This is a genomic window from Ottowia thiooxydans DSM 14619, assembly GCF_000422885.1.
GTDB lineage: Bacteria > Pseudomonadota > Gammaproteobacteria > Burkholderiales > Burkholderiaceae_C > Ottowia > Ottowia thiooxydans.
This window is the reverse complement of the sequence record NZ_AUGX01000032.1, coordinates 57,134-71,959: the sequence shown is the minus strand read 5'-3', so window position 1 is coordinate 71,959 and position 14,826 is coordinate 57,134. Positions and strand designations below refer to the sequence as shown.

Genomic DNA, 14,826 nt, shown 5'->3' with positions numbered 1-14,826 from the left:
AACGGCCGCCACTCAAGACCTTTGGCCATCTAGGGCGTGTTCACACTAAATTCACCCCCGCGCCGGGGTTTGCCGGGCTGCAGTGCAAGGCGTGCCGTGCCGCCAAGGTGCGATCCTTGGCAAGAGGCGCAACGCGGCAATGCGGCCCGGCAAGCCCCGGCCCGAAGGGTGAGGCTCTGGCAAGCCGCACTCGGCGTTGCCGACGCCGGCCGCGCAAACCCTCGCCGGGTGTCCAACCCGGCTGCGGTTTGCGCCTTGATTGCGGCTCGCCAGAACCTCACGCGGGGGTGAATTTAGTGTGAACACGCCCTAGTTTGCCTCTTACTCAGGCAAGATCTTTGCGGCCTTCACCACCTTGGCCAACTGCTCTCTATCAGTCTCCATAAAGGCCAATGTCTCCTCGGGGCTGAGGGGCGCCACGATCGCACCGCGCTCCAAGAAGGCCTGACGGATTTCGGCTCCCGCCAGCGCGGCTCTGGCGCGTTGCGACAACTGAGCCAGCACAGCGCCGGAGGTACCTTTGGGCGCCATTACCACTTGATAGTCCACAGCCCGGAAATTGGGCAGCGCTTCCTTCACCGTAGGCACGTCTGGCCATTCACGCAGCCGCTCATCACCGTAAACCGCCAGAGCCTTGAGTTTGCCCGCTTTTAGGAGCGGCGCCGCCTGTGCCAATGAGCTGGTGATGATGTCCACCGTACCGGCAGCGACATCGATCATCCCGGGCACACCGCCTTTGTAGGGCACACGTAGCAACTGCACATCAGCCTCCGCCGCCACCGCAGCGATGCCAAGGTCGCCATAGTAGGCATAGGAATGCTTGCCAGGACTCTTGCGCGCCATATCCAGCAGCTGGCGCAAGTTGGAAGCAGGAAAGGAAGGCGCGGCCACGATCACCGCCTGGATCAGGCACGCGCGTGTGACTGGCACCAAATCCCGCAAGGGCTGAAGGCGGTTTTCCTTCATGAGGAATTCCTGATTGAGCATCAGGTTGCCGTAGGTGTACATCAGGGTGCGGCCATCAGGCGGTGCGGCAGCTACGTAAGCGGAGCCCAGCATGCCATTGGCACCCGGCCTGTTTTCCAGTATGTACTTCTCGCCAGCCTGTGCGGAAAAGGCGTCCGCAAACAGGCGGCCTAGTATGTCAGTGCTTCCACCTGGCGTGTAAGGCACCACCATGGTGGGCTGGCGTCCTGCCTGAGCGCGCGCCAAGCCAGTGGCCGCAAGTGCGGCACCTGCAACAAACCCTTTGCTGAATGTTCTGCGTTCCATCGCCTTGCCTTTCTAGTCAGGTATCAGTGGCGCGATGCGCTATCTGCACCGCGTGAAACAAACACGCACACTCCGAGCCTTCAAGACCCAGCCCGAGTCACTCCTTGGCGCATGAGCTGATCGATCTCATCTGGCGTGTAGCCCGCCTCCGCCAGAATTTCTGCGCTGTGTTGCCCCAGAGACGGCGGTGGACGATAGCCTTGCGCAGGTGTGCCGAACCATTCGCTGGGTACAGCTGTTTCGCGCACGCTTCCAACGCCCGGCACGTCTTCTTCGCGGAAGAATCCAATATCTTGCAGATGCCCGTCTTCAAGCAGCGTCTCGAACGTGTGGGCGGGAAACACAGGCACATCAGCTTCCTTAAGCAACTGCTGCCATTCAGACGTGGTTTTTTCAACCAGGTGTTTTTCAACAAAAAGATTGAGTTCGTCTGCGTGCTTGGTGCGCGCATTGATGTCTTTGAAACGCGGATCTGTGTCGTACAAATGCCCCATTCCCAGAATGGCGAGGAAGGCCTTCCAATGGTGGTCTTGGTAGATCACACAGCACACCTGGGCATCCTTGGTGCGAAAGGGTCGCCTGGCGGCCGACATGAGCCGCGGATAACCAAACCCACCTTGTGCTGGCTGGTACTTTTGGCCGTAGAGGTGATCGCCCAGCACGTAGGGCACCATGGTTTCGAACATGGGCACATCCACACGCTGACCTTCACCGGATTTCTCACGCGCATAGAGGGCCGATGCGATGACGCCAAATGCGTAAAGTCCTACGGAACGGTCCATCAGATTCAATGGCACAAAACCGGGCGAGCCATTAGCGCTGGCCGCAGTCATGGACGCGGTGACACCAGCAGCAGCCTGAATCAGATCATCGAATGCAGGGGAGGGCGCGTAGCGCCCCCGCTGGGAAAATCCGAACATGCCCACGTAGATCAAGCGCGGGTTGAGAGCGCTCAATGCCTCGTAAGTCAAGCCCAGGCGGGCCATGGCCGCTGGTCGTACGTTGTAGGTGAGCACATCAGCCGTTTTAACCAGGCGCAACAGCGCCTCAAGACCTTCTGGCGCTTTCAGATCCAGAACAAGGCTCCGCTTGTTGCGGTTCACTCCCAAAAAAATGGGCCCCATCTTGCGATCGCCCATGGGGCCAATGGCCCGCGTCTTGTCGCCATCAGGTGGTTCAATCTTGATGACATCAGCCCCTAAATCGGCCAACTGCTGTGTGGCAGAAGGGCCCATCAGCACCGCAGTGACATCAATGATTCTGACGCCGGCCAACGGCCCGGAAAGAGAGCGGCTGGCGTCCGTCATGATGTAGAGAAAGGAAAGTGGATGGCCCGGCTGGCCTGGAAAGCGGTGGAAGGATCCTGCAGCATGTGCGACTTACGCAAAAGAAGTTCTATTTAGCGAACAACATGCTATCAAGAATTTCTGTATCTGGGAAGAGCGCTACTACGGGGTACTGTTCAGCCACGCACACGCGTGACTTCAATACGATAGTGAACTTTGGATTCGTACTTGGGGGAAGAACTCCCAACCACCGGTCACCGTGCAGGCCACAGTCACCGAGGACTTGGGTATTCGCCGGGTCCGCCGAGCAGGGGATGTACAGTCCGAGCGAAAAATCTGCCCAGAATTCCTTTAAAAACCGCAGCAGCTAACGCTGCCCTAAATCAGCGAAAGTAATCGATCAAATCGCGCTCAAGGCCAAAGCGGTCGCCGCGGTAAACGCTCACTGCCAGGTAGATGACACGTCCCGCCGCATCACACACCACGCGCTCAGCGCGAGCTGCCGGTGCCGCCATGGGATAGCCCAGCGCGGAGGCCGCTTCAAAATCAGTGGGTATCACTGTGACGCGTTCGCGCGCATCAGACAATGGCTGTCCGTATTTGCGCACCAGTTGTGCCAGCTTCTGCTTGCCCTCAGCGCCTTTTGGAAAACGCTTGTAGAGATCTTCGGCCACATGGACCGATGCCAGGCCGTAAACCTGCTCCCCATCCCGGTCGAGTTTGCGGATGTGCACATAGGGGCCTTCGTCTCGGCCCACTGGCCAGCGCCCACGCGGCAGCCCGGCCACCCGGTCACGCGAGAGCAAGACCACGTTGAAATCGGGTCGGCGCTCTTCCAGGGCAGTCATGTAGGAGACCACAGGGCCATCCATGCCGTTGCCCTGGCTTTCGGCGGGCTCGTATGTCACGAAGGTGCGGCGCCCGCGTTGGCTGGAGATCAACCCTTCATCCGCCAAAATCTGCAGCGCCTGACGCACGGTGACCCGGCCAAGCCCGTAGAGCTCAGTCAATTCCTGAAGACTGGGAATCGTCTCGCCGCTGGCCCATTCACCGCTGAGGATGTGGCTACGCAGCAAGCTGGCCAACTGCGCATACAGCGTCGTGGCGCCCAGCGTAAATTGGGGCGGCTGCTGAGGAACAGATCTAGAAGACATGGCAGAGACCCCGGCGGTCGGGTTGGCTAAATGGAAGCGTCGCGGAAGATTCTAGATGTCCGCCCTCACCTGCGACGAACCCTATCCCTTGCCACGCATCAGAATCATGAACGAACACTCAAGACCTGCGCGCTGAGTGCGAGCATCAGCTAGTTTCAGGCTTGTCTGGCAGTTCGATCTTGACTTCGAGCACTTCCAGGTCATCCTGGCGCTCCAGATTGACCTTGATGTCTTTCGGATCAATCTTGATGTACTTGCTGATCACAGCGATCAGATCGCGCTGAAGGGCAGGGAGATAGTCTGGCTCAGCGGATCTACCCGAACGCTCGTGGGCCAGAATGATCTGGAGGCGTTCCTTGGCTACGCTGGCGGTCTTTTTCTTTTCGCCCAGGAAAAACGAGAAAAATGACATGGACTCACTTCCCTCCGAACAGGCGTTTGAAAAATCCGGGTTTTTCTGCCTCAACGAAACGCAGCGGCTTGTCATTGCCCAGGAAGCGCTGGATGACGTCGGTGTAGGCCTCTGCCACGTCTGTGCCCTTCAAGTGCACGGCGGGCAGACCCTGGTTGGAGGCTTGCAGCACTGCTTCACTCTCGGGAATGACACCGATCAGCTTGATGCGCAGAATGTCCTGAATATCTTCCAAACTGAGCATCTGCCCATCAGCAACGCGGTTCGGGTTGTAGCGAGTGATGAGCAAATGCTCTTTGATGGGCTCCAAGCCTTCAATCGCACGCTTTGTCTTGCTGCCCAGCATGCCCAGAATGCGATCAGAGTCACGCACGCTGGAGACTTCCGGATTGGTGACCACCAGGGCTTCATCAGCGAAGTGCATGGCCATCAACGCGCCAGTTTCGATACCGGCGGGTGAATCGCAAACGATGTAGTCGAAACCCATCTCCGTCAGGTCTTTCAAGACCTTTTCGACGCCTTCCTGGGTCAGCGCGTCTTTATCGCGCGTCTGGCTGGCAGCCAGTACGAAGAGGTTGTCGCACTGCTTGTCTTTGATCAAGGCTTGGTGAAGGTTCGCCTCGCCCTGAATGACATTGATGAGGTCATACACCACGCGCCGCTCGCAGCCCATGATGAGGTCAAGATTACGAAGCCCGACGTCGAAGTCAATCACGGCTGTTTTGTGGCCAGCCAGCGCCAAACCAGAGGAAAAGGCAGCGCTGGTGGTGGTTTTACCCACGCCACCCTTGCCGGAAGTCACCACAACGATTTTGGTCATGCGTGAAAAATCTTTCTGAAATTCAAACCGGATTCAACCGGACAACAATGGGTTTGACTGCTATTAACCGGAAATAGCGGTAACGATGAGTTTGTCACCCCCATCGTCGCTGGCCAGATGAATCTGTGCGGCGCGGCCCCAAACTTCGGGAGCCAAAGGAGTGTCAGTGGTGCGGTAGACGCCGGCGATAGAGATCAACTCCGGGTTCATCTCAAGGGCAAAAATCCGGGCGGCTTGGTCTCCACGCGCGCCTGCAATGGCCCGACCACGCAGCGGCGCATAAACATGGATATGCCCATCGGCGATCACTTCCGCCCCTGGATTGACCATGGCCATCACCACCAGATCTCGCCCCCGGGCATAAACCTGCTGGCCCGATCTTACCGGACGCTCAATCACGAGCGCCGTGAGCTGTGTCTGCGCGGGCTCAGTCGCTACGGGCAACGCTTCAGCCTTGGCTGAATTGCTTTGTGGTGCAACCACCACTTCGGCCTCTGATTGCGGCCTGGGCGGTGGAGCGGTTTCTGCGGCAGGTGGCCTGCGCGGCACTACGGCGTCCGCTGTGGGCACCAGCCCGGCTTTCACAGCCGCCTCCATCTGAGCCGGACTTCCGCCTCTTACGCTCAGCGGCCGCAGCCGATGCTGCCGCAGCAGCGGCAGCAAGGCATCGAAATCTGGCACTGCTTCTGGCTGCTCAGCCTTGAGGGGAGCCAGATCGATGATCAAAGCGTCATCGTCAAAAAAATCAGGAATATCGCCAAAACGCGTGGCCATCTCGCGCTCGAGCAGTCCCAAATCGGGCGATTTGAGCATCAAAGCAACGACGGGAAGGCTGGCGCTCTTGATCTCGAAGGAGGTAGGAACGTTTCCAGCGAGGGCAACAGACATCCATCGATATTAACACCGACACCAAGCGCCGAAACGAAGCGCGCGACCCCAGTCAACCGGCATTCAAGCCTCAGACGCTTCCTTGCGCAAAAAGTCCTGGTTTTTGCCTCCGAAAACGCCTTTTCAGCTATTCAAAAAGCGGCCCAAAGTGAGGGTCCAAGCTTCAGGCGCGGCGTTTTTAGTTCTCCCTGTATTACTTCTTTTCTTATCTATATAAATAGATCGTTGTAGTAGAGGCCTGTGGGTTTGTGGACGCTTTGTTTTTTTCGGTTCAAGATCAACTAGTTAGCAAGCCTTCTTGGCTGTGTGCAAATCGGTCTGGGCTAACTTGTCCGATAGGAACAACTTTGACTAATTGCGCTGGCCTGTGGATAACTGTCACGTTATGCCAGATTTATCCACAGGGTTTCAAAGGCAGTTTTTCGGATGAATTGATGAACAACAGCTGATGGTTTTCCACTGCCCTGGCTTTCATGCACGAGGGGACGGGAGCCGTCCGCAGGATCGTGTTGAAAACGGGCACACCAAGCCACGCAGCCATTAGCGATGCGTGGTGGAGGCAGAGAGAGATGCCCTCAGGAAGAACGAGCCTGAGGGCTAGGTGGCGCCATGGCGCCGAACTTCGAAGGTGTTGGAGTTCTAAGTGGCCGCCAAGGCCCTTTTGAGCGGAACGGCTTTGGCGTACGCCGGTTCATAAGCGCACTAGCGCGTCATGTACCACTCTATAACCAGCTTGACGACAAAACCCAGCATGCCAAAAGCCAGGCCCAGGAAGATCACGAAAGTGCCAAACTTGCCAGCTTTAGATTCCCATGCCAGCTGAGCAATGATGAACAGCATGTAGAGCATGAACGCCCCCACGCCGACCGTGAGGCCGAACCAGGCGATCTGCTCTTCGTTAAAGCCAAACATATCTAGTTATCCATAGCGCTATGCGCTAGCCGCGTCGCATGAAACAAAGGAAACGAAAGGCCGCGGAGCAGGCCATGCGATAGCCACCGCGGAGCGGGCTTTGCCCGGCCGCTAGTGGCGTCCCCCCAGGGGGAAGGCACCGAAGGTGACTCAGGGGGGAGCTCATACTTCCGGTGGCAGCCGCTCAGGCAAGTTTCCGGCATTTACCAGTGCCCGGTAGGCGTGCCAACTGGCGTGTCCAAGCCAGGGCACGATCACAATCAAGCCCAACATGGCGGTCGCCATACCGATCAAGGTCAATCCCATCAGGAGGGCTGCCCACAAAGCCATGGGTACCGGGTTGGTCAGCACAGCCTGCCAACTGGTGAGCACCGCTTGCAACACGTCTACCCGGCGATCCAGCAGCAAGGGCATGGCCACCACACTGGAGGCGAAGAGCGGTGCCGCCATGAGCGCGCCCATGGTCAGCCACAGCTCGAACAGGTATCCGCCTGGGGCGAGCATCACCTGGCGAACGAAATCCATGGGGGTGTGCACCGCTTGCGGCGCCAGCAGGGTGATCAGAGCGGCTGACGTGAGCACCCAACCCGTGCCGGCCAGTGACAGCAGCAGGCCAAAGCGCACCATGCCCCAATAGCCACCGTGCACTGCGTAGCGCGAATATTGCCAGCGGGTCCAGGTGAGCGCGATGGTGGAGATGCCTATCGGCTCGCCGCGTTCCAGTGCACGGCTTAGCGCATAAAGGCTGGTGGCCAATACGGGGGCGACTACCAAAAAACCGGAGAAGGCACCGGCCAGCAACCAGAATTGATCGTGAGCCAGCCACAGCAGTGCACAACCGAAAAGTGCCAGCACCACACCATGCGCAAGGCTTAACCAGCCGCTTCGCCTCATATCCTGCCAACCCAATGCAAGCCAATGCAAAGGCGCGCCAAGCTCTACGGCGCGCACGCTTGGCAAGCGTAAGGTTCCGGCAGGCGGAGCTGAAGGAAGTGGCGGAGGCTGGTAGTTTGTCGGCACGATGGCCGCAGCTTAGCCCAAATCAGACAAAAAAAGAGCCAAAGCTCCGGTTCAGAAGCTTTGGCTCATGGGGTTCTTGACTTAGGTCAAGTTCAGCGGTTGTGGCCCGGCCCACCATGGTGATGGCGACCGCCGTGAGGCCCACGTCGGTCATGCCGCAGGGATTCGCTGTCAAACGTTTTTTGCTGCTCAGGTGTCAACTGGGCATAAAACGTTTTGACGGCATCACCGCGCTGACGCATGGCCGCTTGACGCTCGGTTTGCTTGGCTTGCATGCGATCGATGCGCTCAGGTGTGGTGAGCTTCTTAAAAGCCGCACGATCCTCGCGCTGTCGGGCATCGCGAGCAGGTGGCTGCATGGCTGCGCTATAGCTGGTCCATGCAGTTTCCTGAGCAGGGGTCAGCTTGAGTTTTGCTTTCAGCTCGCCCATGCGCTTGGCGTGGTGCTCGGCCATGCGCTTGCCATGCTTTTCCGGATCCATACGGGCGCGACGCTCGCCTTGGCCAGGGCGGGCGGAAGACTCACCAGCCGCTGGCATCGCATTGGCCGGTGGCGTAGGAGGGGTTTGGGCAAACGCTGCAGTACCGAGAGTCGTCGCCAGCAAGCCAGCGAGGAATAGGCGTTTCGGATGATGGGTCATGAAAATTCTCCTTCAGAGAAAAAGACCAGTGAAAACAAGTCATCGGCCATCAGGTAGTGGTCATTGACCTGTTGGCTTGGGACGTAGTTTCCGATTCGCGTGTATCCGCTGCTTGCCTGGCCGATAAGGCTTTGTAAAGTTGGATTAAAAAAGATGTGGCCGTTCAACGGCCATTACGAATGTCGAAGGGCTAGTCTCAATGCCCAGCCAGGTCGTCCAGGATGGGACAGTCAGGCCGGTTGTCTCCCTGGCAGTCGTGCAGCAGGTGCAATAGCGTGCGGCGCATGGCCTGCATACCTTCAATGCGCTCTTGCAGATCGTCTACATGATGCTGGGCGATCTGCTTGACGCTGGAACTCGCACGCTCCCGATCGCGCCACAGGCCCACAAGCTCTGCAATCTCCGGCATTGAAAACCCCAGAGTGCGAGCACGCTTGATGAAGCGCAGCGTGTGCACGTCTGACGAGGTGTATTGGCGGTAACCACTGTCGGTACGCAAGACCGAGCCCAGCAAGCCCAGTTCTTCGTAGTAACGCACCATCTTGGGCGACACACCAGAGGCCCGTGCGGCCTCGCCAATGGCGACGGGGGGCGCTTCAGCCTGAGCTTTGCTCATACGGCGACTTCGTATCCCTCGGCGGCAATCGCAGCGGCCAAGGCTTCCCGGGGTTGCGTGGATTCGACCTTCACACTATTGGCAGGGCGATCTATGTTGATCTCGGCCTGAGGATCGAGTTTTTTAACAGCCTGGGTGACTGCTCGTTCGCAGTGCCCACAGGTCATTCCGGTGACAGAGAAAGTATGGTCAGTTTTGCTCATTTAGTGAAGTCCTTGAAACTGAGCATATTCTGAACCTTACCATCATGGCAATGTCAAGAGGGGGCTTGTTTCTCTTGCTGGTGATCGACAAGCAAACATATTTCGGACCAGGAAAGATCGGGGATATGTTTACAAAACCGATCGAGCCCGACAGCCTCTAGCCTGCGCTTGATGTAGGTCATATCTGAGACCGGCCATGATGAATAGACTCGATTTGTCATATCGAGGAGACATCATGAAACATCGGAGCCTGGACATTATTCGCGATGAGCATTCGTCGCTTGCAGCCATGCTGCAGTCGATGCGCATGCTGGTTGAGCGTGGTCCTGGCGATGACCCGAAGAATTTCTTCGACGTGTTGCGCGCCATGCTGTTTTATATCGACGAATTCCCTGAGCGCTTACATCACCCCAAAGAGACTGAGCTGCTTTTCCCTGCCGTCCTCAAGGGATCGCCTGGCACCGCTGATGCCATTGCCCGCCTGGACCGAGACCACGAATACACAGAAAAAGCGGTGCGCGATATCCAGCATCTCTTGCTCGGCTGGGAGCTGCTCGGCGAATCGCGCCGTGTGATTTTTACAGAGGCCTTCACGAAGTACGTGGATATGTACATCGAGCACATGCGCATGGAAGAGCAGGAAGTGTTGCCAGCAGCAGAGAAAACACTGTCCGAAGCCGAGTGGAAGGCCTTGGATGATGCCTTTGCCATGAACTGCGATCCACTCACTGGAAAGTACAAACCCGACCCGGTGTACGACCGCCTGTTCACCCGCATCGTGATGCGAGCACCGGCACCCATCGGTTTGGGTTGAAGGTTTTTATTTTCATCGCAGGGCCGCTCCCAAGATGAAAAGCTCCCCCCTTGGGGGGCAGCGGACCTCGCGAAGCGGGGGAGCGTGGGGGCTTCATATCCCCGGATTTTCTAGTTCGGTATTACTTATATTCTTTTATATATAAATAGATAGTTGTAGTAGAGCTCTGTGGATTTGTGGAGCGAATTTTTTTCCACTGATGCGACAAGGGCTTACCAGAAGAATAGGGGTGTGGGCAAAGTGACCTGGGGTCACGTGCCCAGAAGGAACAACTTCAGGCCATGGCAGCGTCCTGTGGATAACCATGTGGTTATCCAATTTTTATCCACAGAGTTGTTCTTTGGACGTGTTCAAGGCAGGAACGCGGGCGACAACAAGCGCAGGCCTATCGAGAACCACCGCTCGCCTCCGCCTAAACGGTTACCGTAGGTCGCATCCACCTGAACGCGATTGGGCACAACCCAGTAGCGAAGCCCTGCCTGATAGAGCGGCCGGCCCTCGTTCTGGCCGAAGGTCTCTCCAATCAACCAAACTCTTTCGCTGAGCTGGGTTTCGGAGCCAATTCCCCAAGTCATGAAGTTGCGCCGTGATAGCCCCTCACGCAGCAGCCATCACGCTGATGCGAGGTGATGTGGCGCTGGTGCCTGCCGCGCTCGACATCTCACGGCGCACCGTGGCCAAGATCCGGCAGAACCTGTTCTGGGCGTTCATCTACAACGTAGCGGGCATTCCCCTCGCGGCCTTTGGTTTCTTGAACCCGGGGGTGGCCGGTGCGGCGATGGCGCTGCGTTCAGTCAGCGTGATGGGCAATGCGCTGTTGCTTAAGCGCTGGAAGCCTGGTGCTCGTTGAGGTCCCCAGCAACACCAAGGTGCGCCGGGCAGGACTTCAGCGCGCAGGACGTCGATGCGCCCATGGACAGGCGGCCTCCAGTTGGCCAGCCAACCTGAACAGAACGTCTTCTCGACCGTACCCAGAAGAAAATTGACTGCCCAGAGGCAGCCCTTCGTCGGTCCAGAAGAGAGGGACAGACATGGCCGGCTGGCCAGTTTGGTTATAGATTTGGGTATACGGGAAGCAGGACATCAACTTCTCGTGCGTTTGATCGATGGAGTCGGCATCCAGTCGCAGGGTGCCCAAGGGTTGGGCAACGTCGTTTGTCGTGGGTGACAGGACAATGTCAAACCTTTCGAAATAGGGCGCCAGCCGACGATTTGACGCGTGCATATCGTTCAGGGCTGCGATATAGCCAGAGGCAGAGACCGTGCGTGACTGTTCAATCGTCTCCCACGTCTGTCGCTCGACGTCTCCTCGTTCCAGCGGTCTACCAAAACGTCTCTGCGCATGCTGATCCAGCATGTTTCCCATGTAGCCACCCGTGATCAGCCGCATCAGGTGACGTGCCGAACGAGGCGAGAATGGAAGATCGAATTCTTCCACCTGATGTCCCAGCGAACGTAGAACATCACATGTGAGGCGCATGGCCTTCTGCGCATTGTCAGAAGGCGTGACTTCGGAGATGCGCGCCAAGCCTATGCGCAGACGCCCCACCGGTGCACTGACCTCCTGCGCATAGGGACGAGCAGGAGGTGGGGCTGTATAAGGATCACCAGGAACATAGCCTTGAGTGATATCAAGAAGCAAAGCGCTGTCGCGAACGCTGCGTGTAATGGCGTGAATCGTCGTCAGCCCGGCGGACCCTTCGCCAGACGGTGCTGATGAGTTTCTGCCCCGGCTAGGTTTGAAACCAAACATGCCACACCAGCTGGCCGGGATTCGCATGGAACCACCCGCGTCACTGCCATGGGCCATGGGAACGAGACGAGCGGCGACCGCTGCACCAGATCCTCCTGACGATCCGCCTGTGCTCAGGCTCAAGTCCCAAGGATTTTTGGTGATGCCATCTGCCTCAGTCTCTACCGTGCCGACCAAGCCTGCTTCTGAAGTGCTCACCTTCCCAGCAATCACGAGGCCTGCAGACAGGTAGCGACTGACCATGTGGGTGGTACGTGTGGAGACATAGTCGGATAGCAAGCGACTTCCTAACCGGAAAGGCGTACCTGCGTACTCGACGCCTAGGTCCTTGAGCAGAAATGGCACGCCGCTCAGTGGCCCTTTCGGCAAGCCTGCGTCTATTTGGGCACGGGCCTTCTCGTAGAACGTCGAAACCACCGATCCAATCTCTTTGTCCTTCGTTTCTATGCGCGAGAATGCAGCCTCGAGCAACTCCGTCGGCGTAGCTTCTCCACATGCGATCAGGTGCGCAAGGCCTGCAGCATCATTGCCTTCGTAATCAAAATTCTCAGCCATTGATGTCATTCCGTCTGGTATCCCGATTTCAAGACAACTGGCCGCCATGCTTCTCGTTCTGCCGTAATTCTTGAGCTCACAGAGGCACCCGAGCGGCCATTGATTTCGAGACCCATGGGTGCAAACTTCTCTTTCATTTTGGGGTCAGCCGCAGCCTTAAGAAAGGCACTTTCAAGCTTATCTACCGTCGCACGCGGCGTCCCTGCCCTGACATAGAAGGCGTACCAGCCATTGGCCATCTCGAAGCCCTTCAGTCCGAGTTCTCCGAGCGTTGGCACATCGGGAAGTGCGCGACTGCGCTGAGGACCTGTGGTCGCGATCACCTTGATTTTGCCGGCGTGGTGAGACTGGATGAATGACCCGGAGTTGTCGAGACCCATGGGCAGATGACCTCCCATCAGATCGTTCATGATGAGCGCGCCGCCCTTATATGTCACCGGTTCAAGCTTGACGCCCACGAGTCCGCTCAGGATGACGGTGGCCATATGGTTACCGCTGCCTAGCGCCGTCACGCCAATTTGAGCTTTGGCTGGGTTCTTTTTTACTTCTTCAATGTATCCGGGAAGAGTCTTGAAGCTCTGATTGACGGACGTCACGAACGAGTTGGTGAACTCCGCCACTTCAGCCACGGGAATGAAGTCTTTATCCGCATCGTAGTTGAGCTTCTTGTATGTCAGCGGGTAGAGGTTGAACGGGCTGGGACTGGTCAAGAAGATGGTTCGTCCATCGGCCGGTTGGCTTTTGGTGTACTCCAGGCCGATCAGGTTGCCCGCACCTGGCCGATTTTCCACGACCACTGACTCCCCCAGAGTTGAACTCAATTGCTCCCCTATGCCCCGGGCCAGCGCGTCGCCGACGCCGCCTGCGGCAAAGGGCACGATGAGCTTGATGGGCTGAGCCGCCTGAGCGGTGGACATTCCGATGGCCAAAGCCACCAGAGCGAAAAGTTGTCGACGTCCCGTCAGTTTCGCTTGATTTCGCATATGAACTCCAAAAATTAGTTGGGTAAGAGAGCCCCAAGAGCCCGTTCAAAGAGACTTATGCCGAGCTTGGGCGGGCATTTACTCGGCTTTAGCGCGCAGCAACAATTCACAGAAAACGACCGAGTACTTCAAGTCGAACTCTAAATGCACCAAAATAATGCAACTGAAATATTAGTATTTCAGAAAGTATTGCATGAATGACATACCGGCGCAATCGGATTTATGCGCCAGGCACTAGGGGAAAGCCCGAGCGAGCCAGAGGGTGTGGGAGATGGACAGCCACTACGACGCGCGGAAGCTCACGCGATGAGCACGAGTGATAAGCACGAGTAGATAACCCGTGCTGAGACATGGGGGGCGGGTCGATAGCCCTTGTCGTTAAATCGGAGAGAAGAACCCTGGATGTTCGTCCCGTATTTGACTGAAGGCTTCGGCAGAGCGAGGGAGGTGATTGCGCAGGTAGGTTTGCGCTAAGCCAACGTCATTTTTTTCAAGGGCGTGAATTAGTTGCTTGTGTTCTTCAAGTACGCGCTTAGCTTTGCCCGGTAAAGGCAGATGTAGCCACCGAATGCGGTCAACGTCTCCGCTGCGAATCCGAACAAGTCGCCACAGAGACTCTTTTCGCAGCCATTGATACATCAGGTGGTGGAGCTCCTCATCCATGGTCATGAAGCCGTCAAGGTCTCCGGCCTGCTCGCATGCCTGCTGACGATTCCAGATGGCCCACATTGCTGTGGTGAGCTGAACATCCGCTCTCAGAGCCAGCTCGTGGACAACTTCAAGTTCAATCGCGCGTCGCAAAAAAATGGCGTCTTCTGCTCGAGCCAGACTGATCAGAGACACACGCGTAGACACCTGAGGGATCACTTCCACCAGATACTCTTCCCTGAGCCGTATCAAGGCCTCGCGAACAGGTGTCTGGCTAATGGAAAAGGTCTTCGCCAATTCTGTCCGGTCAAGCACTTGACCGGGTGGGAGCTGCAGGCAGATGATGCTCTCGCGAAGCGAGTCATATACCTGGGGTGTGGTTTGTCGCTCCCGGTCGAGCGCGGATGTTGTAGCAACCAAGGTCATAAATGACTGCATCCACTGCAGCATCAATACTTCAAAATTTTTCTTGCTGAAACTGCATCGTATTTGGAGCGATGGCTCAAGGGCACCTTCGCGAAATTCACGCCGCACGTGAGGGTAACACGCTGCATAGAGCGAGGAATCCGCCTGTAAAGACGCATGATCTTTTCCCGGTTTAGGGTTGTTCTCTCTCTTCTATATTCTTCTCTATATAAATAGATAGTTGTAGTAGAGCTCTGTGGATTTGTGGAGAGAAAAAATTTCCCTTGACGTGACAAGAGCTTGCCCTCGAATTCGGCCTGTGCGCAAAGTGGCCTGGGCAAAAGTGCCGAGAGGGAACAACTTCGCGTGTTGGTGGCGGGCTGTGGATAACCAGGGGGTTATCCCATTTTTATCCACAGAGTTGTTCTTTGGCTCTGTTCAACA

The 14,826-nt window shown here is 57.0% G+C and carries 15 protein-coding genes and 2 pseudogenes; 2 read left to right on the top strand and 15 right to left on the bottom strand.

Going from position 1 to position 14,826, the window contains the following annotated elements; all coding sequences use genetic code 11:
- Positions 1-321: 321 nt before the first annotated feature.
- From G518_RS0120590 to G518_RS0120530, 11 genes are all read right to left on the bottom strand, one after another.
- Positions 322-1,272, bottom strand: coding sequence for a tripartite tricarboxylate transporter substrate binding protein (locus G518_RS0120590; RefSeq protein WP_028604157.1), 951 nt, complete (start codon positions 1,270-1,272; stop codon positions 322-324).
- Positions 1,273-1,352: 80 nt separating this feature from the next.
- Positions 1,353-2,579 carry a CaiB/BaiF CoA transferase family protein gene (locus G518_RS0120585; RefSeq protein ID WP_028604156.1) on the bottom strand — a complete coding sequence of 409 codons (1,227 nt, stop codon included), beginning with the start codon at positions 2,577-2,579 and terminating at the stop codon, positions 1,353-1,355.
- 362 nt (positions 2,580-2,941) lie between these two features.
- On the bottom strand, positions 2,942-3,712 hold the full coding sequence (locus G518_RS36105) for a GntR family transcriptional regulator (RefSeq protein WP_051237139.1): 771 nt from the start codon (positions 3,710-3,712) through the stop codon (positions 2,942-2,944).
- Between the two features lie 145 nt (positions 3,713-3,857).
- Entirely contained in the window at positions 3,858-4,124 is a 267-nt protein-coding gene (minE, locus tag G518_RS0120575) for a cell division topological specificity factor MinE (RefSeq protein ID WP_028604155.1), read from the bottom strand.
- Positions 4,125-4,128: 4 nt separating this feature from the next.
- The gene (minD, locus tag G518_RS0120570; RefSeq protein WP_028604154.1) at positions 4,129-4,944 is read right to left on the bottom strand and encodes a septum site-determining protein MinD; all 816 of its coding nucleotides are present in this window, start codon (positions 4,942-4,944) and stop codon (positions 4,129-4,131) included.
- A 63-nt stretch (positions 4,945-5,007) separates the two neighbouring features.
- Positions 5,008-5,832 carry a septum site-determining protein MinC gene (gene minC, locus G518_RS0120565; RefSeq protein ID WP_028604153.1) on the bottom strand — a complete coding sequence of 275 codons (825 nt, stop codon included), beginning with the start codon at positions 5,830-5,832 and terminating at the stop codon, positions 5,008-5,010.
- Positions 5,833-6,534: 702 nt separating this feature from the next.
- Entirely contained in the window at positions 6,535-6,744 is a 210-nt protein-coding gene (locus G518_RS0120555; RefSeq protein ID WP_028604152.1) for a DUF2788 domain-containing protein, read from the bottom strand.
- Positions 6,745-6,906: 162 nt separating this feature from the next.
- A complete protein-coding gene (locus tag G518_RS0120550; RefSeq protein ID WP_028604151.1) occupies positions 6,907-7,764 on the bottom strand; it encodes a DUF2189 domain-containing protein in 858 nt (285 codons plus the stop codon).
- 92 nt (positions 7,765-7,856) lie between these two features.
- On the bottom strand, positions 7,857-8,405 hold the full coding sequence (locus G518_RS0120545; RefSeq protein ID WP_028604150.1) for a Spy/CpxP family protein refolding chaperone: 549 nt from the start codon (positions 8,403-8,405) through the stop codon (positions 7,857-7,859).
- A 196-nt stretch (positions 8,406-8,601) separates the two neighbouring features.
- A complete protein-coding gene (gene cueR / locus G518_RS0120535; RefSeq protein ID WP_028604149.1) occupies positions 8,602-9,021 on the bottom strand; it encodes a Cu(I)-responsive transcriptional regulator in 420 nt (139 codons plus the stop codon).
- Complete coding sequence (locus tag G518_RS0120530; RefSeq protein ID WP_028604148.1) at positions 9,018-9,224, bottom strand: heavy-metal-associated domain-containing protein; 207 nt, start codon at positions 9,222-9,224, stop codon at positions 9,018-9,020. The genes cueR and G518_RS0120530 overlap by 4 nt, the downstream gene beginning before the upstream one ends.
- Positions 9,225-9,459: 235 nt before the next feature.
- Between G518_RS0120530 and G518_RS0120520 the strand changes: the two genes are divergently transcribed.
- Positions 9,460-10,038, top strand: a complete 579-nt coding sequence (locus G518_RS0120520; RefSeq protein WP_028604147.1) for a hemerythrin domain-containing protein — start codon at positions 9,460-9,462, stop codon at positions 10,036-10,038.
- Positions 10,039-10,388: 350 nt separating this feature from the next.
- Here the strand turns inward: G518_RS0120520 and G518_RS36100 are convergent.
- Positions 10,389-10,622 (bottom strand): annotated as a pseudogene (locus G518_RS36100) (hypothetical protein); the annotation flags it as partial.
- 5 nt (positions 10,623-10,627) lie between these two features.
- Between G518_RS36100 and G518_RS36095 the strand changes: the two are divergent.
- Positions 10,628-10,888 (top strand): annotated as a pseudogene (locus G518_RS36095) (copper-transporting ATPase); the annotation flags it as partial.
- A 36-nt stretch (positions 10,889-10,924) separates the two neighbouring features.
- On the opposite strand, the gene G518_RS0120505 reads toward G518_RS36095, so the two are convergent.
- From G518_RS0120505 to G518_RS0120495, 3 genes are all read right to left on the bottom strand, one after another.
- Positions 10,925-12,346 carry an amidase gene (locus tag G518_RS0120505; RefSeq protein WP_028604146.1) on the bottom strand — a complete coding sequence of 474 codons (1,422 nt, stop codon included), beginning with the start codon at positions 12,344-12,346 and terminating at the stop codon, positions 10,925-10,927.
- Between the two features lie 5 nt (positions 12,347-12,351).
- Entirely contained in the window at positions 12,352-13,329 is a 978-nt protein-coding gene (locus tag G518_RS0120500; RefSeq protein ID WP_051237135.1) for a tripartite tricarboxylate transporter substrate-binding protein, read from the bottom strand.
- Positions 13,330-13,707: 378 nt separating this feature from the next.
- Positions 13,708-14,403, bottom strand: a complete 696-nt coding sequence (locus tag G518_RS0120495; RefSeq protein ID WP_169457976.1) for a GntR family transcriptional regulator — start codon at positions 14,401-14,403, stop codon at positions 13,708-13,710.
- Between the last annotated feature and the right edge of the window lie 423 nt (positions 14,404-14,826).